The organism is Blastococcus sp. SYSU DS0533 (assembly GCF_054050775.1).
On record NZ_JBJGZZ010000002.1, the window covers coordinates 46,055 to 65,250 of the forward strand.

17 protein-coding genes are annotated in these 19,196 nt (G+C 75.0%); 8 read left to right on the forward strand and 9 right to left on the reverse strand.

The features are described 5' to 3' along the window. Positions 1-329: 329 nt before the first annotated feature. The gene (locus tag ACI79W_RS03325; RefSeq protein ID WP_456560653.1) at positions 330-2,201 is read left to right on the forward strand and encodes a protein kinase domain-containing protein; all 1,872 of its coding nucleotides are present in this window, start codon (positions 330-332) and stop codon (positions 2,199-2,201) included. 41 nt (positions 2,202-2,242) lie between these two features. On the opposite strand, the gene ACI79W_RS03330 is transcribed toward ACI79W_RS03325, so the two are convergent. The 3 genes from ACI79W_RS03330 to ACI79W_RS03340 are packed head-to-tail and all read right to left on the reverse strand — an operon-like array spanning position 2,243 to position 4,318. Continuing rightward, a complete protein-coding gene (locus tag ACI79W_RS03330; RefSeq protein ID WP_456560654.1) occupies positions 2,243-2,398 on the reverse strand; it encodes a hypothetical protein in 156 nt (51 codons plus the stop codon). A 47-nt stretch (positions 2,399-2,445) separates the two neighbouring features. Next, positions 2,446-3,909, reverse strand: a complete 1,464-nt coding sequence (locus ACI79W_RS03335) for a protein adenylyltransferase SelO (protein ID WP_456560655.1) — start codon at positions 3,907-3,909, stop codon at positions 2,446-2,448. A 43-nt stretch (positions 3,910-3,952) separates the two neighbouring features. Continuing rightward, on the reverse strand, positions 3,953-4,318 hold the full coding sequence (locus tag ACI79W_RS03340) for a WhiB family transcriptional regulator (protein ID WP_456560656.1): 366 nt from the start codon (positions 4,316-4,318) through the stop codon (positions 3,953-3,955). A 208-nt stretch (positions 4,319-4,526) separates the two neighbouring features. Between ACI79W_RS03340 and ACI79W_RS03345 the strand changes: the two genes are divergently transcribed. Further along, the gene (locus ACI79W_RS03345; protein WP_456560657.1) at positions 4,527-5,390 is read left to right on the forward strand and encodes a mechanosensitive ion channel family protein; all 864 of its coding nucleotides are present in this window, start codon (positions 4,527-4,529) and stop codon (positions 5,388-5,390) included. Here ACI79W_RS03345 and ACI79W_RS03350 read toward each other — a convergent pair whose 3' ends face one another. Together ACI79W_RS03350 and ACI79W_RS03355 are read right to left on the reverse strand one after the other, a co-directional pair. After that, entirely contained in the window at positions 5,391-7,382 is a 1,992-nt protein-coding gene (locus ACI79W_RS03350) for a helicase-related protein (RefSeq protein ID WP_456560658.1), read from the reverse strand. Positions 7,383-7,706: 324 nt separating this feature from the next. Then, positions 7,707-8,135, reverse strand: coding sequence for a DUF222 domain-containing protein (locus ACI79W_RS03355; RefSeq protein WP_456560659.1), 429 nt, complete (start codon positions 8,133-8,135; stop codon positions 7,707-7,709). 95 nt (positions 8,136-8,230) lie between these two features. On the opposite strand from ACI79W_RS03355, the gene ACI79W_RS03360 reads away from it, so the two are divergent. Next, positions 8,231-8,551: a hypothetical protein gene (locus ACI79W_RS03360; protein WP_456560660.1), complete on the forward strand. Its 321-nt coding sequence runs from the start codon at positions 8,231-8,233 to the stop codon at positions 8,549-8,551. A gap of 181 nt (positions 8,552-8,732) precedes the next feature. Here ACI79W_RS03360 and ACI79W_RS03365 read toward each other — a convergent pair whose 3' ends face one another. The 3 genes from ACI79W_RS03365 to ACI79W_RS03375 all read right to left on the reverse strand — a co-directional run bounded on the left by ACI79W_RS03365 (position 8,733) and on the right by ACI79W_RS03375 (position 12,095). Next, positions 8,733-10,928: an MMPL family transporter gene (locus ACI79W_RS03365; protein ID WP_456560661.1), complete on the reverse strand. Its 2,196-nt coding sequence runs from the start codon at positions 10,926-10,928 to the stop codon at positions 8,733-8,735. Between the two features lie 6 nt (positions 10,929-10,934). Beyond that, positions 10,935-11,534: a TetR/AcrR family transcriptional regulator gene (locus ACI79W_RS03370; RefSeq protein WP_456560662.1), complete on the reverse strand. Its 600-nt coding sequence runs from the start codon at positions 11,532-11,534 to the stop codon at positions 10,935-10,937. Between the two features lie 90 nt (positions 11,535-11,624). Beyond that, positions 11,625-12,095 carry a heme-degrading domain-containing protein gene (locus ACI79W_RS03375; RefSeq protein WP_456560663.1) on the reverse strand — a complete coding sequence of 157 codons (471 nt, stop codon included), beginning with the start codon at positions 12,093-12,095 and terminating at the stop codon, positions 11,625-11,627. Positions 12,096-12,193: 98 nt separating this feature from the next. Here ACI79W_RS03375 and ACI79W_RS03380 point away from each other — a divergent pair, with 98 nt between their 5' ends. Beyond that, positions 12,194-13,240: a YihY/virulence factor BrkB family protein gene (locus ACI79W_RS03380; RefSeq protein WP_456560664.1), complete on the forward strand. Its 1,047-nt coding sequence runs from the start codon at positions 12,194-12,196 to the stop codon at positions 13,238-13,240. A gap of 405 nt (positions 13,241-13,645) precedes the next feature. Here ACI79W_RS03380 and ACI79W_RS03385 read toward each other — a convergent pair whose 3' ends face one another. Beyond that, positions 13,646-14,512: a siderophore-interacting protein gene (locus ACI79W_RS03385; protein ID WP_456560665.1), complete on the reverse strand. Its 867-nt coding sequence runs from the start codon at positions 14,510-14,512 to the stop codon at positions 13,646-13,648. 162 nt (positions 14,513-14,674) lie between these two features. Between ACI79W_RS03385 and ACI79W_RS03390 the strand changes: the two genes are divergently transcribed. From ACI79W_RS03390 to ACI79W_RS03405, 4 genes are all read left to right on the forward strand, one after another. Then, entirely contained in the window at positions 14,675-15,496 is an 822-nt protein-coding gene (locus ACI79W_RS03390) for an acyl-CoA thioesterase (RefSeq protein ID WP_456560666.1), read from the forward strand. 125 nt (positions 15,497-15,621) lie between these two features. Continuing rightward, complete coding sequence (locus ACI79W_RS03395; RefSeq protein ID WP_456560667.1) at positions 15,622-16,650, forward strand: ATP-dependent 6-phosphofructokinase; 1,029 nt, start codon at positions 15,622-15,624, stop codon at positions 16,648-16,650. Positions 16,651-16,767: 117 nt separating this feature from the next. Continuing rightward, complete coding sequence (locus tag ACI79W_RS03400) at positions 16,768-17,601, forward strand: TSUP family transporter (RefSeq protein ID WP_456560668.1); 834 nt, start codon at positions 16,768-16,770, stop codon at positions 17,599-17,601. Positions 17,602-17,687: 86 nt separating this feature from the next. Then, the gene (locus ACI79W_RS03405) at positions 17,688-19,187 is read left to right on the forward strand and encodes a class I adenylate-forming enzyme family protein (RefSeq protein ID WP_456560669.1); all 1,500 of its coding nucleotides are present in this window, start codon (positions 17,688-17,690) and stop codon (positions 19,185-19,187) included. Positions 19,188-19,196: the final 9 nt, after the last annotated feature.

Below are 19,196 nucleotides of genomic sequence, written 5' to 3' on the forward strand. Positions count from 1 at the left end.
GCCGGTCGGTGCGCCGGGCGCAGAGCGCGAGGTCGTGCCGAGGGCGGCGAACTGGCGGGCCGTCTCCTCGCCGAGCCGGGAGCCCGCGCCGGTGACGAGGACGACGCGGGTGCGCCTGCCGGTGGGGACGGGGTCGAAGCCGGAGGGCCCGCGAGGCACCCTACGAGAAGCTGCCGGCGGCCCCGCGGTCGCCCGCCGTGAGCTGCCGATCCCAGCCGATCGGGCCCGACGGGGTTCAGCCCCCGCCCGGGCGGGCACCCCCGTTGGGTGCGCACGGCACGGGACGACGCGCGGGGGGCACCTCGCGGCAGCACACGAGGAGACCGGGAGTGACCACGGCCGAGACCAGCCGACGCTGCTTGGACGGCCGGTACGAGCTCCACGAGCTCATCGCCGTCGGCGGCATGGGTGAGGTCTGGCGCGCTCGCGACCTGCAGCTCCACCGGACGGTGGCGGTCAAGGTGCTGCGCAGCGAGTTCGCCGACGACCCGGTCTTCGTCGCCCGGTTCCGCTCGGAGGCCCGGCACGCGGCAGGGCTGAGCCACCCGAACATCGCCGCCGTCCTCGACTACGGCGAGACCAGCGCCCCGGACACCGGCGAGAGCCTGGCGTACCTGGTGATGGAGCTCGTCGAGGGGTCGTCGCTGTCGGCGCGGCTGGCCGAGGAAGGGTCGCTGGACACCCGGGCGACGCTCTCGCTGCTGCGGCAGGCGGCCGCCGGCCTGGCCGAGGCCCACCGCGCGGGCGTCGTGCACCGCGACGTCAAGCCGGCGAACATCCTGCTCGGCTCGGACGGCACGGTGAAGCTCACCGACTTCGGCATCTCGTGGTCGGCGGGGAGCGCCCCGATCACGCGCACCGGCCAGGTCGTGGGCACCGCCCAGTACATGTCGCCCGAGCAGGCGCGGGGCGAGCACGTCAGCCCGGCCAGCGACGTCTACGCGCTCGCCCTGGTCGGCTACGAGTCCCTGGCCGGGCACGCGGCCTTCGACGGCGACAACCCGGTCACCGTCGCGCTCAAGCAGGTGCAGGAGACCCCCGAGCCCCTCCCGGCCGAGCTGCCCCCCGACGTGCGCGCCCTGATCGACGCGGCCCTGGTCAAGGACCCCGACGAGCGGCCCCGCGACGGCGCCGCCTTCCTCGCCGCCATAGAGGAGACGATCCGGCGGCCGTCCGGCGAGCCCCCGACGCGCTCCGTGGTGGCGGCGCCGGTGCGGCGGGAGCGCCGCGCGGACCAGCGCCGCCGGGCAGCCGCGCAGCGCCGGGCCGCACCCGTGGCCCGCCCGGAGGCCGCGTCGCGGATCCGCCGGCCGGTCCTCGTGGTGCTGCTGCCGGTGGCGGCGTTCCTGCTCGGTGCCGGTGCGATCGCCCTGGTGCCCGATGCAGGCACCGAGCCCGGCCGGTCCGCCGGCGCGGTCTCCGGCCCATCGGCCGCGGCGGGCGTGGTGCTGCAGCCCGGCGACCTCCTCGGCCGGCCCGCCGCGGAGGTCGCCGCGGAGCTGGGTGGCCTCGGGCTCTCCGTCCGGCAGGTGCAGGACCCCACGACCGAGAGCCTCCCGGGGACCGTCACCGGCGTCGACCCGGCCGGCAGCCTCTTGCGCCCCGGCGACGTCGTCCGCCTCGCTGTCGCGGTGCGGCCGGGCGCGACGGAGACGCAGCCGGAGCCGGTCACCGGCGGCGGCGCGACCCCGGTGCGCCGCGCCCAGCCCGTGGCGCCGGCGCCCGAGGTGCCGGCCGACGAGCCGGCAGGGACGGGCACGCCGGCCGGTGCACCGGGCGGCGACGGCACGGCCCCGGTCACCGACGAGCCGGCGGCAGCTCCGGAGGACGGTGGCGCGACCGTCGAGCCGACCACGCCGCCCGAGGAGGGCACGGGCACCCCGACCACCCCGCCGGAGGAGGGCACGGGCACCCCGACCACCCCGCCGGAGGAGGGCACGGGCACCCCGACCACCCCGCCGGAGGAGGGCACGGGCACCCCGACCACCCCGCCCGAGGACGGGACGGGCACCCCGACCACCCCGCCCGAGGACGGGACGGGCACCCCGACCACCCCGCCGGAGGACGGCGGCACGGGAGAGGTGACCTCACCGCCGGCCGAGGATGACGACGAGGAGGACGAGGACGGGGACGAGGACGACGGGGTCGCGGTCAGCCAGCGCGAGGTGGCCGACGAGGTGTCACCCGGCACCCGGGTCTGAACCCGCCCGGGCTGGTCTGGGGTAGCAGCCGGTCGAGTCGCTCAGAGCAACCGGTCGAGATCGTCGGGTCCGGGCCCGGTTCCGCCGGAGTCGGGCAGCGGCGAGGAGTCGGGGACGTCGTCGTCCGGCGGCTCGGCAGCGACGGGTCCTTCGGCGTAGAGGGTGTCGGGGTCCCGGGGGTCCATCTCGCGCGGCACGGACGGCGACTACCCGGTGCGGCTGGTGCGAACCCGCCCGGACCGGCTCAGGTGCCGCAGAAGGTGCGGTACGCCCCGAAGTCCTGCGGCGCGGGCGCCGCGTAGCGCTCCAGCCCCGGCCGCTCGTCGAAGGGGGCGGTGACGGCCTCCAGCAGCCGGCCGATCGGCGCGAGGTCCCCCTCCATCACCGCCTCCAGCGCCTCTTCGACGAGGTGGTTGCGGGGGATGTAGGCGGGGTTGACGCGGTCCATGCCGTCGGCGTCGGGACCGGAGGCGCGCCAGCGGTCCAGCCAGCTGTCGATGCCGGCCAGGTCGAGGAAGAGCAGGCGCAGGCGCTCGACGTCGCCCCGGGCAGCGGCGCCCAGGGCCCGGAAGGCCGAGGTGAGGTCGACGTGGTCGCGGGCGAGCAGGGCGAGCAGCTCCTCGGCCAGCTCCCGGACGACCGCCTCGTCGGCACCGGCCGGCAGGCCCAGCTTCGCGCGCACGCCCTCGGTCCAGGCGGCCTGGTACCGGGGGGCGAAGCCGCGCAGCGACTCGACGGCCAGGGAGACCGCCTGCTCCTGGTCGGCCGACAGCAGCGGGAGCAGTGCCTCGGCCAGCCGGGCCAGGTTCCACTCGGCGACCACCGGCTGGTTGCCGTAGGCGTACCGCCCGCTGTGGTCGATCGAGCTGTAGACGGTGGCCGGGTCGTAGGCGTCGAGGAAGGCGCAGGGGCCGTAGTCGATCGTCTCGCCGGAGATGGTCGTGTTGTCGGTGTTCATCACGCCGTGCACGAAGCCGACGAGCATCCAGCGCGCGACCAGCTCGGCCTGGGCGGTCACGACCGCGTCGAAGAGGGCGAGGTAGGGGTTCCCGGCGCCGGCCGCCTGCGGGTGGTGGCGGGCGATGGCGTGGCCGGCGAGGCGCCGCAGCAGGTCGACGTCGCCGAGCACCGTGGCGTACTGGAAGGTGCCGACACGCAGGTGGCTGGAGGCGACGCGGGCGAGGACGGCGCCGGGCAGCAGCGTCTCGCGGTGCACCGCACGGCCGGTCGCCACCACGGCCAGGGCTCGGGTCGTCGGGATGCCGAGGGCGTGCATGGCCTCGCTGACGATGTACTCGCGCAGCATCGGGCCCACCGCGGCCAGGCCGTCACCCCCGCGGGCGAAGGGCGTGCGGCCCGATCCCTTGAGGTGCAGGTCGCGCAGCGCGCCGTCGGCGCTGGTGAGCTCGCCGAGCAGCAGCGCCCGGCCGTCACCCAGTCGCGGGGTGAAGCCGCCGAACTGGTGCCCGGCGTAGGCCTGCGCCACGGGTGTGGCCCCCTCGGGGACGAGGGCGCCGACCAGCAGCCGGACGCCGTCGTGGCCGCGGAGCGCGGCGGCGTCGAGGCCCAGCTCGGCGGCCAGCGGCTCGTTGAGCAGCAGCAGCCGGGGATCGGGTGCCTCGTCGGCCCGCCAGGGGACCGCCAGCTCAGGGAGCTCCCGCGCGAAGCGGTCGTCCAGGGACACGGTCCGGGCCGGCGCGGAGGTCACGCTCTCGAGGGTACGAGCCCGCCGGGCGGCCGGCCGGGGACGATCAGGCGCTGATGGTGTCGCGGCGCTGCAGCCGGACCCGCCGGCGCTCGCGCTCCGAGAGACCGCCCCAGATGCCGAAGCGCTCGTCGTTCGCGAGGGCGAACTCCAGGCACTCGGCGCGCACCGGGCAGCCGGTGCACACCCGCTTGGCGTCCCGGGTGGACCCGCCCTTCTCCGGGAAGAAGGCCTCCGGGTCGGTCTCGGCGCACAGGGCGTCGAGCCGCCAGGAGTCGTCGGACTCCACCGGGGCCGCCCAGGCGGCATCGAGCGGCGCGAACGCGGTCAAGGCGTCGACGGCGGTGCGGTCCGCGCTCGCGGTGGCGGAGCCGGGGACCAGGGTGAGCACGGGGCGGGAGAAGGAAGGCACGGGAAGCTCCTCGGTGGACGATCTGGCAGGCGTGGTGACGGACCGGTACGGCCTGCTTGCTGGATGTGACGTTACGGAGCCCGTGCCGGATCGGCACTGGCAGAACCCGTACGAAACCGTCTCGTCCGATTGGCCAGATGTGTGGCTACCCGACCCGCCGACGTCCTGCCGGTGGGCAGGAAACGGGCACCCTGCCTAGCCTCCGGGGGTGTCCGGAGCGCACCTCACCTTGCCCATGGCCGGCGAGGACCCCGTCGTCACCGATCCCATCTCGTGGCAGGAAGGCGCCCAGGCGCTCGTCGTCCTCGTCCTGGGCATCGTGCTGGCCGCCGTCGTCCGCCGGGGGATGGTCCGAGCGATCGACCGCGAGGGCAGCCGTCACGTCGGCCTCGTGGTCGGCCGCTTCGCGGGTGTCGTGATCGGGGCCCTCGCCGCCGTCTACGCCCTGGACCTGCTCGGTGTGCGCATCGGCCCCCTGGTGGGGGCGCTGGGCGTGGGCGGGATCGCGATCGCCTTCGCCGCGCAGGACATCCTGCAGAACTTCATCGCCGGGGTCCTTCTGCAGGTGCGCCGTCCGTTCCGGGTGGGCGAGCAGATCGGCAGCGGCGACCACGAGGGAACCGTCGAGGACGTCAACCTGCGCACCACGGTGCTGAACACCTACGACGGTCTGGTCGTGTACCTGCCGAACGCGGAGGTGCTCAAGCAGCCGATCGTCAACTACACCCGGACGCCGTCGAGCCGCACCTCGCTGACGGTCGGCCTGCCCTACGACGCCGACCTCGAGCGGGCCCGGCAGGTGATCCTGACCGCCTGCCGAGGGGCCGCCGAGGTGCAGGCGAGCCCGCCGCCCGAGGTCTGGGTGGAGGAGTTCGCGGACTCCTCCGTCAACGTCGCCGTCCGCTACTGGCACCCGGCCGACATCGCCAGCCGGTGGCGGGTGCGGAGCGCGGTCGCCCTCGCGGTCAAGTCGGCGCTGGACGACGCAGGCATCTCCATCCCCTTCCCGCAGCGGGTCCTGTGGTTCCCGGAGGGGACGGGTGCGGAGGACGGGAGCGGACGGCCCGGCTGATCAGCCGCGGCGAGACCGTCCGCGGGGGCCGCCCTGCCGCCCGCCGAGCGCGCGCCCCGCGGCCCGGCCCGCGGTCCGCCGGCCACCGCCGGCGGGGCGGCGCTCGCGCTGGCTCTCGCGCCGGCCGCCCGGCGCGCTGCAGGGGCGGCAGGTGGTGAACCAGGGCGCGATCGCGTTGCCGCACTCCACGCACTTCCCGGACCGGCCCAGCGCGATGGCGTCGGGGAGCAACTCGGTGATCATCTCGGCGCACTCCTCCTCGACCCAGGCGGCGTCCTCGCTGTCCAGGCCGGCGACGCCGGGGAACTGGCGCAGCAGGGTCTGGGCGTCCCGGGCGGCCGCCGCGGCCTGCTCGTACTCCTCAACGGTTCCTCCGCGCGGGACGTCGGGCAGGACCGTCTCCGGCGGGACCGGGAGGCCGACCGCGTGCTGCAGGGCGGCGCGGGCGAGCACCAGCCAGCGGGTGCGCCGGGGCGGGTTGTAGTCGATCGCGAGGTTGACGAGCCGCCACACGGTGTTCAGGTCACCGGCTGCGCCCAGCGGCCCTCGCAGCAGCGGGAGCAGGGCGTGCACCCGGAGCACGAGGCTCGTGACGTCGTCGGCCGTCATCGCCTGGTCGCGGGTGGCGGCCCGGGCCCACGCCATCCAGCGCACCAGCGCCTCGGGGAGGTCGACGGCCTCGAAGGCGCCGAGGTCCTCGAGCTCCGGCCGCAGCCGCGGTGCGCGCTTGGGCAGGTCGCTCATCTCGTCGCCCCGGGCGACGGCGGCGCCGGCGCCGACCAGCGCCGCCACCGGCTTGAGGCCGCTGACCCCGATCAGGATGCCGGCGGCGCCGTGGCCGGTGAGGCCGTAGCGCCCGGCCCGCCCGGCGATCTGGGCGGCCTCCCACGTGCGGAGCGGGCGCATCTCCTGGCCGTCGAACTTGGTCGTCTCGGCGAAGAGCACGGTGGTGGCGGGCACGTTGATGCCGTGGCCGATGACGTCGGTGGTGACCAGGACGTCGAGCTCACCGCTGGTGAACCGTTCGATCACCTCGCGCCGGGTGGCCGGGGGCAGCGCCCCGTAGAGGACGCCGACCTTGCCCGGGCGGTGCTGGTCGAGCTCGGCGGCGACCGCGTAGACGGCCTTGCGGGAGAAGGCGACGACCAGGGTCTGCGGCCGCACGTTCGCCGGCCGCACCGGCGCGCGGAGGACGTCGAGCCGGGACAGCCGCTTGTGGTTGACGACCTCGACGTGCTCGGCGTCGGAGACGAGCGGCTTGAGCACGAGGTAGGCCTCGGCGGCGGAGATGAGGTGCATGCTCCGGTACTCGCCGGTGAGCAGGAGCCGTGCCCAGTGGTGGCCGCGGTCGGGGTCGGTGACCCAGTGGGCCTCGTCGAGCACCAGCATCTCGCCGCGGTCGGGGGCCTTCTCCACGGTGCAGCAGACGATGGGCGCGAACGGGTCGATCTCCTCCTCGCCCGTCGACAGACCCACGGTTCCCTCGGGCAGCTGGGCCGAGAGCTTGGCGTACGCCTCGTGCGCGAGCTGCCGGAGCGGGGCGGCGTAGACGCCGGAGCCCGTCGCGGCCAGCGCCTGGAGCGACTCGTAGGTCTTGCCGGAGTTGGTCGGGCCGAGGTGGAAGACGACCTCCTCCGGGCGGGTGGCGCGGGTGGGGAGCTCCGGTTCCGCGCCTTCCACCCAGCTCTGCTGGGCGCGCTTCTCCTCGCGGGCGGCGATGCGGTCGGTCTCGCGGGCGGCGGCGCGCTGCTCCGCACGGGCAGCCGCGCGTTCGGTCTCGCGGGCTGTGGGGCGCTTCCCCTCGCGGCTGCTGTCGGGGGCGGCGTGGGCCGAGGTGCGCTGCTCCTCCTGCGCGGAGGTGCGGTCGGTGCCACGGACGGGGGCGGGCGACTCCTCGCGGACGGTCCGTTCGGTGCCGAGCGCGGCGGCGGAGCGGGTGGCGGAACGGTTCCGCCGGCGGGTGGTCGTGGACTGGGGGTGGTGCTCGGGCAAGCGTGATCCTCGAGTGGCTCGGGGGCAGGTGCGCGCCTCTGCCGAGCCGCGTCGTCACCTGAGCCAACACCGAGCGTCATCGATCCATGCCCGCGGGGGGCGGCAGCGGTTCAGCCGGCCCGGCTCCGGGCGGGTTCGGTCGTGGTTCGGGGGAGGACGAGGATCTCGGTGCCGTCGGGCCGCCAGGTGTGCCATCGGCCGTCGGGTTGGCGTTCGATGCGAAATCCGTGGTGGACCTCGGTGTGGTGGTGTTCGCAGAGCAGCCTTGAGTTCTCCAGCGAGGTCCCCGCCGTCGGCCCAGTGCACCAGGTGGTGCACGTCGCATCAGTGGGTGGGGGCGTGGCAGCCGGTGAAGACGCAGCCGCGGTCGCGGGCTTCCACGGCGCGGCGCAGGTGGGGTGGGACGACGCGGTGGGTGCGGCCCAGGTCCAGGGGCTGGCCTTCGGGGCCGATGACGATGCGGGTGATGCCGCCGTCGCAGGCCAGCCAGCGGGCGCGGGCGGCGGAGATGGTGGCCCCGAAGCCGAGGGTCGCCGCCCCGGGGCCGGTGGCGGGGTCGATGAGGTCGGCGAGGTCGACCCGGACCACGACGTGCGGTGTGTGGGTACGCGGCAGCGGCAGGTGCCCGGCGGCCAGGGCGTTGTCGGCGAGCGCCTCGTCGACCCCGGCCAGGTCCACGCCCTGGGCGTGGGCGGCGGCCAGCTTGGCCGGGGCGACCGCCGGGGCGATCTCGGCGAGCGCCTCGAGCGGCACCGCGCCGGTGCCGGCCGCGGCGGCGACGCCGGCAGCGCCTCCAGCGCCCGCCCGGCGGCGACCAGCCGGGAGGCGGCCGCCGGGGAGAAACGGGCGTGCCCGCGCACCCAGGACGCCATGGTCTTCTGCCCGTCGTGCTCGGCGGTCCCGGCGAGCTCGGTCTGGCCGACGGTGCGGGCGACCTCGGCGGCCAGCCGGTTGCCGGCGACCAGCAGCGGGCGCAGGCGTTCGATCAGCTGCGGCCCGAACGCCCCGTCGAGCCGTTCGCCGGCCAGGTCGTCCAGCGCCGCGGCCAGCCGGGCCACCGCATCGGCCGCACTTGTCGAACGCATGTACGAATGCTATCGCCGGCCACCGACGACTACGACACGAAAACGCAGGTGAAAAGCCTGTCCACAGGTCCGCTGACGGCCTGATCGGACGCGGGCAGGTCTCCGAGAAGCTCGTCGCCGATGGCGGGTGTGGTCCTCCGGGTCGAACCGCGTCATGGGCAGGGCGGTCGTCCCCGACAGGACTCGTCCCACCGGCGCAGGCGTGACGGGGAGTGCGAACGACCCGCCTGCACGGGCAGGCGGGCCGTTCGGGAAGTGGCGGTGGCTAGCGGGCGGCGGCGCCGACCACCTCCCGGTCCTGCGCGGGGCCGGACTTCTCCAGCGCGGCGCCCTCGACGTCGAGCGCGGGCAGCCACTGCAGCCAGCGCGGGAGCCACCAGGCCCGGTGACCCAACAGCGCCAGCGCGGCGGGCACCAGCACCATCCGCACCAGGAAGGCGTCGAACAGGATGCCCGCGGCCAGCGCGAACGCGATCGACTTGATCGTGGGCTCGCCCGCCGGCACGAAGCCGGCGAAGACTGAGAACATGATCAGCGCGGCGGCGACGACGACCGGTGCCGCCTGCCGGAACCCGGTGCGGATCGCCTCCAAGGGCGCGACGCCGTGGCTGTGCGCCTCGTGCATCCGGGCGACCAGGAAGATCTGGTAGTCCATCGCCAGGCCGAAGAGGATGCCGATCACCAGGATCGGCGTCAGGCTGATCAGCGGCCCGGTCACCTCGAGGGCGACCAGGTCGGCCAGCCACCCCCACTGGAACACCGCGACGGCCGCGCCGAGCGACGCGCCCACGGTCAGCACGAAGCCGAGGACGCCGACCAGCGGCACGAGCAGCGAGCGGAAGACCAGGACCAGCAGCACCAGCGCCAGACCGACGACGAGCAGCAGGTAGACCGGCAGCGCCTCGTTGAGGCTCTCCGCGACGTCGACGCTCACCGCGGTGGCCCCGGTGACCGACGCCTCCACCCCGTCGAGGCCGGCGAGCTCGGCGCGCAGGTCCTCGACGAGCTGCTCGGTCTCGGCCGTGGCCGGCCCCGACCCGGGGATGACGTTGAGCAGTGCTGCGGTGCCGTCGGCGTTCGGCGTCGGCGGCGTCACCAGTGCGACGTCGTCGACCTCGGCGATCGCGGCGCTGGCCGAGGCGGCGGCCTCCGGGGCCCCGTCGCCCTCGAGCAGGATGGTCAGCGGGCCGAGGAAACCCTCGCCGAAGCCCTCGGCGAGCAGCTGGTCGGCGCGGGCGGCCGTGGACTCCTCGGCCGGCTCCTGCACCAGCGTGGTGCGCATGGAGAAGAACGGGACGGCGATGACGCCCAGCACCACCACGGTCAGCAGCAGCGAGACCACGCGGTGGCGGGTCACCGTGGCGACCCAGCCGGCGAGGAAGCCGCGGTCCGCGGTGCCCTCCTGCTCCACCCAGGGGGAGGCGGCGGGGTCCGTGACGGCCCGGTGCCGGCGGGGAAGCGCCCGGCGCCCCAGGAAGCTCAGCGCCGCAGGCACCAGGGTGATCGCCACGAGGACGGCGACGACGATCGTCGCGGCCGCGGCGATGCCCATCTGGGTCAGGAAGGGGATGCCGACGACCGAGAGCCCGAGCAGGGCGATGACGACGGTCAGCCCGGCGGTGACCACCGCCGAGCCGGCGGTGCCGACGGCAGTGCTGATCGCGGTGCCCACGGGTGACCCGTGCCGCAGCTCCTGCCGGAACCGGGTCACGATGAACAGCGCGTAGTCGATGCCGACCGCGAGGCCCAGCATCGCCGCGAGGATCGGGGTGGTCGAGGAGAGCTCGGCGAAGCCGGTCGCGATGGTGACGCCGAGTACACCGATGCCGACCCCCACGACGGCGGTCAGCAGGTTCATGCCGGCCGTGACGAGCGACCCGTACGTCACCGCGAGGACGACGAGCGCGACGACGACGCCGATGACCTCGGCGGGGCCGCCGACGTGCGGCGGCTCCTGGATCGCCTGGCCGGTCACCTCGATGGTCAGCGGTCCGTCCCCGGCCGCCTCGACCGCCTCCAGCAGCGCATCGCGCTGCTCCGGGGTCACCTCGCCCAGTCCGCTGGCGAAGGTCACCGTGCTGTAGGCGGTGGTCTGCTCGGCGTTGACCGCGGGTGCGGCGGGGTCCAGCGGGTTGCTCGCCGCCGCGACACCGGGCAGCCCGCCCAGTTGGGCGACCAGTCGCTGGATGGTCGCGGCGTTCTCCGGGGTCGTCAACGTCTCCCCTTCGGGCGCGGCGACCACCACCCGGGCCGAGGCCCCACCGGCGCTGCCGAACTCCTCGTCGATCCGCTCCAGCGCGGTGGTCGACTCCTGACCGGGGATGTTGAAGGCGTCGGACGTCTCACCGGCGAGGGTGGCCGCGCCTGCCCCGCCGACGACGAGGACCACCAGCCAGACCAGGATCACCGGGAGCCGGCGCCGGTGCGCGAGGGCGCCGAGTCGGGACAACGAGACAGCCATGCGGGATCAGGCCTCCACCTGGTGGGGAACGGGAAGAGCGGCGCCGGACCCGCCGTGGCCGAGCGCGTCGAAGCAGGTGGCGACGATCGCGGGGCGCCACGTCGTCGCGTCGTCCTGCTGGTGCGCGGTGAGGCTGAGCACCGCCAGGGCCGTCAGCGCACCCAGGACCCGGATGGCCCGTTCCGTGGGGGGCGTGCCGGGCTCGACGCCGAAGGCCCGCAGCGCGGCCGCGCCGGCGGCCTCGACCTCCGCGGCCTGGTAGCCGGGATCGCCCTGGGTGATCGGCGCCAGGAGCAGCGCGACCACCCCCGGGTGCGCGAGCGCCACGTCGACGAGCACCTCGAGCGCCCGCCGGTCGCGCTCCGGCCCGAGCGGGAGCTCGCCGACGGAGGAGAGCACGCGCTCCCCGAGGAGCGCGGCCTGGCCGAGCACGGAGCGGTACAGGGTGTCCTTGCTCGCGTAGTGGTGCAGCAGTCCCGCCTTGGACAGGCCGACGGCGTCCGCGACGTCCTGGAGCGACGTCTTGGTGAAGCCGCGGCGCGCGAAGAGGCCGGCAGCCTGGTCCAGGATGCCCTCGTCGACCTGCTGCCGGAACGGTCGTGCCACGGCGACCAGGGTACGGCTCACCAACCGATTCGGTAGGCGACCCGACCGATCCGGTCGGTTTGCTGCGCCACACCGGGGGAGGGGGTCCGCTCAGCGCCCGAGGTGCTCGGCCAGCACGCTGGTGACCATCCGGTGGTCCTCCAGCTGGGGGAGCCCGGAGACGGCGACGACGCCCACCGGGCCGACGTCACGGACCAGCAGCGGGAACGCCCCGCCGTGCGCTGCGTAGAGCTGCGGATCCAGCCCGAACTCGGCCTCGAAGGTGGTGCCGCGCTCGATGCTGTCCTGGCGGACGTGCAACGAGCTGCGCCCGAACCGGTGCACGACCCGGGACTTCCGCTCGATCCAGGAGGCGTTGTCGGGGGTCGCCCCGGGCAGCGCCACCGAGAACAGCCGGTGACCGTTGCGGGCGATCTCGACGGCGACCGGGGCGGCGTCGCGCCGCGCGGCCGCCACCAGCGCGCACCCGAGCACCCAGGCGTCCTCGTTGGTGAACGAGGTGAGCTGGAGCTCCTGCTCCTCCGCGACGAGCTCGGCGACGGTGGGGAACGGCTGCGTCATACGCCCTTCCTACCCCCCGGCGGGTCCCGGTGTCCGGCCTCGGCGGTGCGTGCGAGGAGTCGTTGCGGGTAGCCGCCGACCCGGGAGGAGGTGCACGCATGGGGGTCGTCGCACGGCTGGACGCGTTCCAGACCAGGCATCCCGCGGTGGGGTTCCCGCTGGCGGTGGTCTACAAGTTCGTCGACGACCGCGGCCCGCACCTGGCCGCCCTGATCACCTACTACGGGTTCGTCTCGCTGTTCCCGTTGCTGCTGGTGCTGACCTCGGTGCTGGGGTTCCTGCTGCAGGGCGACCCGGCGCTGCAGCAGCAGATCCTGGAGTCGGCGCTGTCGGACTTCCCCCTGCTGGGGCCGGCGCTGGTCGAGAACATCGGCACGTTCCGCGGCAGCGGTGCGGCTCTGGTCATCGGCGTGCTGGGCAGCCTCTACGGCGGGCTGGGCGTGATGCAGGCGGCGCAGGCGGCCCTCAACCGGATCTACGCCGTCCCCCGCTTCGCCCAGCCCAACCCCCTCGTCTCGCGGCTGCGCAGCCTGCTGCTCGTCCTGGTCCTCGGGCTGGCCGCGATCCTGTCGACGGCGCTCACCGCCTTCGTGCAAGGTTTCCCGGACATGCTCCCGGTGCCGGGGCCGCTGGTCACCGGGGTCGGCACGCTGACCGGTCTGGCGATCAACGTGGGGATCTTCCTGGTGCTCTACCAGGTGCTCACCGCCCGCCGGCTGGACTGGCGCAACGTCGCGGTGGGGGCCGCCATCGCCGCGGTGCTCTGGGAGCTGCTGCACGTGCTGGGGACCTACTACTTCGGCACGTACGTGACGCGGTCGAGCGACGTCTACGGGGTCTTCGGCGTGATCCTTGGGCTCGTCGTCTGGATCTACCTGCAGGCGCTCGTCGTCGTGCTGGCCGCGGAGATCAACGTCGTCCGGCACCGGCGCCTCTACCCGCGGTCGCTGCTCACCCCCTTCACCGACGACGTGGAGCTGACCCGGGCCGACGTCCGCGCCTACACCGGGTACGCGCGCAGCGAGCGGTACAAGGGCTTCCAGCGGGTGGAGGCGACCTTCCGGAAGGACGCCCCGCCGCGCCCGCGTGACCTCGAGGGGTTCCCCGGCGACGTCCCGCGGGACGAGGTGGGGGACCAGCGGTAGCCGACGTCGATGCCGCCGAGGGCCCCCGGCGGCACCCTTCCGGGATCAGGCCGTGGCCGGCACCGGGATCGGGTTCACGTAGCGGTCGGTGCGGGACTGCTCGTCGGCGTACATCCGCTCGTCGGCGCGGCGCACCAGGTCCTCCACCGAGCCCGGCCGGTGGGGGCCCAGGGCTCGGTGCCCATGGAGAACCGGAGCTCGGTCTCCCGCGCCGGTGCCGGCTCCTCGCGCTCGCAGAGCGCGGCGACCAGCTCTCCCTCGGACGTGTGGCTGCGGCCGGGGACCCCGCGCTCGCGGGCCAGGCGCAGGAGCGCATTCCGGGTGGCGGTCGTCAGCTGCGCGTCGGACGGCGTGGACCCCGGCTACCCGCCGGCGGCCGCCGCAGGCACGACGATCCTGTGACGGTCAGCGGGCGATCGCGGCGTCCTCGGCCTCGATGGCGGCGTTCCACTCGCGCTTGCCCGACTGCCAACGGTCCTCGGTGTCGCCGCGGCGCCAGTAGCCGGAGATCGAGGTCCACTCCGGGTCCAGGCCGCGTGCGGCCCGCAGATGGCGGCGGAGCTCCCGGACGGCATGGGCCTCGCCGTGCACGAACACATGGCCGTCGCCCGGCGGCAGCTCGGCGGCGCGCACGGCGCCGACCAGCACGTCCCCGGGCGCGGAGCTCCCGCGGTGGAGCCAGCGGAGCTCGACGCCCCGGCCCACGGCGAGGTCGCCCTGCTCCTCCTCGGGGCCGGCCACCTCGACGAAGACCAGCGCTCGCGCGCCGGGAGCCAACCGGTCGAGGGCGGCGGCGATCGCGGGCAGCGCGCTCTCGTCACCGGCCAGCAGGTGCCAGTCGGCGTCGGACCGGGGGGCGTAGGCGCCCCCGGGACCCATGAACTGGATGCGGTCACCGGGGCGCGCCGCGGCCGCCCACGGTCCCGCCAGCCCCTCGTCGCCGTGGTGCACGAAGTCGATGGTCAGCTCCCCGGCCGCCGCGTCCCAGGCCCGCACCGTGTACGTGCGGGTGACCGGCCACTCCTCGGCGGGCAGCTCCGCGCGCACCTGGTCGGGGTCGTAGGGGACGGCGTAGGAGGCGCCCGGGGGCGGGAACAGCAGCTTGACGTACCGGTCGGTGAACTCGCCCTCGGGGAACCCGGCCAGGCCCTCGCCGCCGAGTACGACCCGGACCATGTGCGGGGTGATCCACGAGGTCCGGACGACCTCTCCCGACCGGACGGCCTTCTTGCGGCGCGGTCGCCCGTCGCCGTCCCGCCGTGGCTCGCTCATCGCTGCTCCGCTCCGTCGCCCGGGCGACCGCTGTGACCGACCGTGCCGTCGTCCCCGGTGGGCGGGGAGGGCCGGGACGAACGTACCGAGCCCGGCCGCGGGCCCTCCCGCGCGGGGCGGGGGCCGCCGGGTGCCGCGGGGACCTGCGGCTATGTTCCCCGGGTGGCAACGGGGGCCGACGGCGGCCAGGCAGCTCCGACCGTACTGGACGTGCTGGCGCTGGAGGAGATCGACCGCGACCTCTACCGCAGCACGCTGCTGTTCGCCGATCCCTTCCCGCTCTACGGGGGGCAGGTGGCGGCGCAGGCGCTGTACGCGGCGGGGCGCACGGTGGACCCCGACCGGCTGCCGCACTCGCTGCACGGCTACTTCCTGCGCAGCGGGGACGCCGCCCGCCCCACCGTGTTCCGCGTCGACCGCGACCGCGACGGCGGCAGCTTCTCGGCCCGGCGGGTCGTCGCCATCCAGGGCGGCGAGGTGGTGTTCAGCATGTCGGCGTCGTTCTCCGTGCCCGGCCCCGGCCCGGACCACCAGGTGCAGGAGGTCCCCGCGGTCGACCTCCCCGCCGGGTTGCCGGGGTTCGAGCTGCCCCGGCTGTTCTCCGTGGAGGGCCGCCGGCCGCCGCAGCCGTTCCCGGACGCCCACTGGCCGACCCGCTTCTGGGCGCGGTCGGCGGTGCCGCTGCCCGCGGACCGGCTGGTGCACGCCTGCGTGCTCACCTACCTGTCGGACATCGGCACCGGGCTCTCGGCGCTCCCGGAGGACGAGGCGGCGCCCGGCCCGAGCCTGGACCACGCCGTCTGGTTCCACCGGCACACCCCGCTGGACGACTGGGTGCTCATGGACATGGTCCCGCGGACCGTGGCGGGTGGCCGGGGCTGGTACACCGGGTCGATCACCACGGCCGGTGGGGCGCTCGCCGCGAGCTTCACCCAGGAGACGCTCTTCCGGCCCGGCCGGAACCCCTTCCGCCCGGACCGGTGACCGGCGGGCACGCCGCGCCGACGGCGTCCCGGGGGCCCGCGCCGCGCCCCACGTCCTCCGCGGTCGTCTAGACGTCATGACGTATGGTCGGGCCGACCCGGCCCACGAGCGCGAGGAGCCAGCCGGTGCGCATCGGACTGCTGACCGGAGGCGGGGACTGCCCCGGCCTTAACGCCGTCATCCGATCGGTGGTGCGCACCGCCGGTGCCCACTACGGCAGCGAGGTGGTGGGCTTCCGCGACGGCTGGCGGGGGCTCCTGGAGAACCGCTCGACGCCGCTGGACGTGGCCGCCGTCGACGGGCTGCTCACCCGCGGCGGCACGACCCTGGGGTCGGCCCGGGTCGCGCCGGAGAAGCTGCACGCGGGCATCGACGAGATGAAGTGCACGCTCGACGAGCACGGGATCGACGTGCTGATCCCCATCGGGGGCGAGGGCACGCTCACCGCGGCGCACCTGCTGTCGGAGGCCGGGGTGCCCGTGGTCGGGATCCCCAAGACGATCGACAACGACATCGACTGCACCGACCTCACGTTCGGGTTCGACACCGCGGTCAGCATCGCCACCGAGCTCATCGACCGCCTGCACACCACCGCGGAGTCCCACCAGCGGGTGCTGCTGGTCGAGGTGATGGGCCGGCACGCCGGGTGGATCGCCCTGCACGCCGGGCTGGCCGCCGGCGCCCACCTGACCCTGGTGCCCGAGGAGCCGTTCGACGTCGACGAGGTCGTCCGGCTGGTCTGCGAACGCTTCGCCCGCGGCGACTCGCACGTCATCGGGGTCGTCGCCGAGGGGGCCGAGCCGCTGCCCGGTCAGATGGCGTTCCGGCGCGGTGGCGTCGACGAGTTCGGCCACCGCCGCTTCACCGGCGTCACCCAGCAGCTGGGCGAGGAGCTGGAGCGGCGCACCGGCAAGGAGGTGCGGGCGACCGTCCTGGGGCACGTGCAGCGCGGGGGGACGCCGACGTCCTTCGACCGCGTGCTGGCCACCCGCTTCGGGCTGCACGCCACGATCGCCGCGCACGAGGGCCGCACCGGCCAGATGGTGGCGCTGCGCGGCACGGAGATCGAGCTGGTCCCGCTGGCGCGTGCGGTCGCCCGGCTGAAGACGGTCACCCCCGAGCGGCTCGGCGAGACCCGGGCCTTCACCGGCTGAGCGCGGCGGGGCCGCCCGGGTGGGCGCCCTCGGACCGGGACCCGCCCGCCGGGCGCTCGCGCCGGGGACCTACGGTGCTCGGGGCGTGCCCGTGGCCGGGCGCGCTACGAGGAGGTCGTGGCGGGGGTGGGGGACGTCTTCCCGGTCGACCTGCTGCCCGACGGCCTCTCCGGCAGCGTCCTGCTCCTCCTGCTCGTGGCCGCGCTGACCGCCGGGTGGATCGACGCCGTCGTCGGCGGTGGCGGGCTCGTGCAGCTGCCGGCCCTGCTGCTGGTCCCGGGGATCAGCCCCGTGGAGGCGCTGGCGACCAACAAGCTGGCGTCGATCTTCGGCACCACGACCAGCGCGATCACCTACCACCGGCGGGTGGACCCCGACCTGCGCACCGCCCTGCCGATGGCCCTCGTCGCGCTGGTGGGCAGCTTCGCCGGGGCATCGGTGGCCGCGGCGCTGCCGGCGGCGGTGTTCAAGCCGGTCATCGTCGTCGCGCTGGTCGCCATCGCGGCCTTCACCCTGCTGCGCCCCTCGCTGGGGGAGGTGACGGCGCTGCGGCACACCGGGCGGCGGCACCACGGGGTCGCCGCGGCGCTCGGTGCGGGCATCGGCTTCTACGACGGGATCCTCGGCCCCGGGACCGGCTCGTTCCTGGTGTTCGCCATGGTGTCGCTGCTGGGCTACGACTTCCTGCACGCCAGCGCCAAGGCCAAGATCGTCAACGTCGCCACGAACCTCGGTGCGCTGCTGTTCTTCGCCCCGATCGGCGCGGTGTTCTGGGGTCTGGGCATCCTCATGGGCGCGGCGAACATGCTCGGCGGCTACCTCGGCTCCCGCACGGCGACAACCCGGGGGAGCGGCTTCATCCGCGTCGTCTTCCTCGTGGTGGTCACGGCGCTCATCGGCCGCCTCGGCTGGGACGTCTGGGAGGAGAACCTCCGCCCGCTGCTCGGCTGAGCCGTGGCGCCGCCGGTGGACACCGCGCGCGGCCGCCGACAGACTGCCGGGACCACGCGTTCGTCGAGGTCAGCGGGAGGTCGCCGATGCCCAGCCCCTTCGACCGGAGCGGCACGGAGGTCGGCCCGGACGGCATCCGGCGCTACACCGGCCTGCCGCAGAACCTCGTGCAGCTGCTCCGCGCCGCCGTCGACGCCCACCCGGACGCCGAGGCGCTGGCCGAGCTGGGCGGTGAGCGGCTCACCTACCGGCGGCTGTGGGACCGCGCCACGCGGGTCGCCGGCGGGCTGCGGGCGGCCGGCGTGCAGCCGGGCGACCGGGTCGCCAACCGGCTGGGCAACGGCAACGACTGGGTGCTCGCCTTCTGGGGGACCCTGCTCGCCGGCGCCGTCGTCGTCCCGGTGAACACCCGGTTCGCCGACCCCGAGGTCCGCTACGTCGTGGAGGACTCCGGCGCCGCCGTGGTCGTCGAGCCCGGGGCGCCGCTGCCCGACGGCGAGCCGCTGGCGGTGACCGACCAGGGGCACACCGACCTGGCCGGCATCTTCTACACCAGTGGCACGACCGGCTTCCCCAAGGGTGCGATGACCACCCACGAGAACTTCCTGTCCAACGTCGAGACCTGCCTGCGCTGCCTGGGCCTGCCGCGCGAGGAGCGCTTGTCGACGCTGATCTCGGTACCGCTGTTCCACGTCACCGGGTGCAACTCCCAGCTCCTGGTGGTGACCGCGGTCGCCGGGCGGGCGGTGATCATGCCGGCGTTCGAGGTCGGCGCGTTCCTGCGGGCGATCGAGGAGGAGCGCATCTCGGTGCTCACGACCGTGCCGGCCATCTACTGGCTCGCGCTGCAGCAGCCGGGGTTCGCCGACGTCGACACCTCGTCGGTGCGCGCGGTCAGCTACGGGGGCGCGCCGATCGCCCCGGACCTGGTGCACCGCATCAAGGCGGCCTTCCCGACCGCCCGGGTGGGCAACGGGTTCGGGCTCACCGAGACCTCGTCGGTGTCGACCTACCTCCCCGACGAGCACGCCGCCGACCACGCGGACTCCGTCGGGTTCGCCGCGCCGGTCGTCGACCTGCGGGTGGACGAACCGGACCCGGCCACCGGCGTCGGCGAGCTGCTGATCCGCGGGCCGAACGTGGTGGCCGGCTACTGGCGCAAGCCCGAGCAGACGGCGGAGACCTTCGTCGACGGCTGGCTGCGCAGCGGCGACCTGGCCCGCATCGACGACGAGGGGCTCGTGTACGTCGTCGACCGCAAGAAGGACATGATCAACCGTGGCGGCGAGAACGTGTACTGCGTCGAGGTCGAGAACGCCCTGGCCGCCCACCCCGCCGTCGGGGAGGTCGCGGTCGTCGGGGTGCCCGATCCGATGATGGGCGAGAAGGTCGGCGCCGTCGTCGTCCCGCTTCCCGGTCGCGACCTGGACCGCGACGACCTGCTGGCATTCGCCCGGGACCGGCTCGCCGACTTCAAGGTGCCGCAGTTCATCGCGGTGCGCACCGACCCCCTGCCGCGCAACCCCGGCGGCAAGGTGCTCAAGCCGCCGCTGCGCGAGCAGACCGACTGGCAGACCGTCCGCTGAACCCGACCC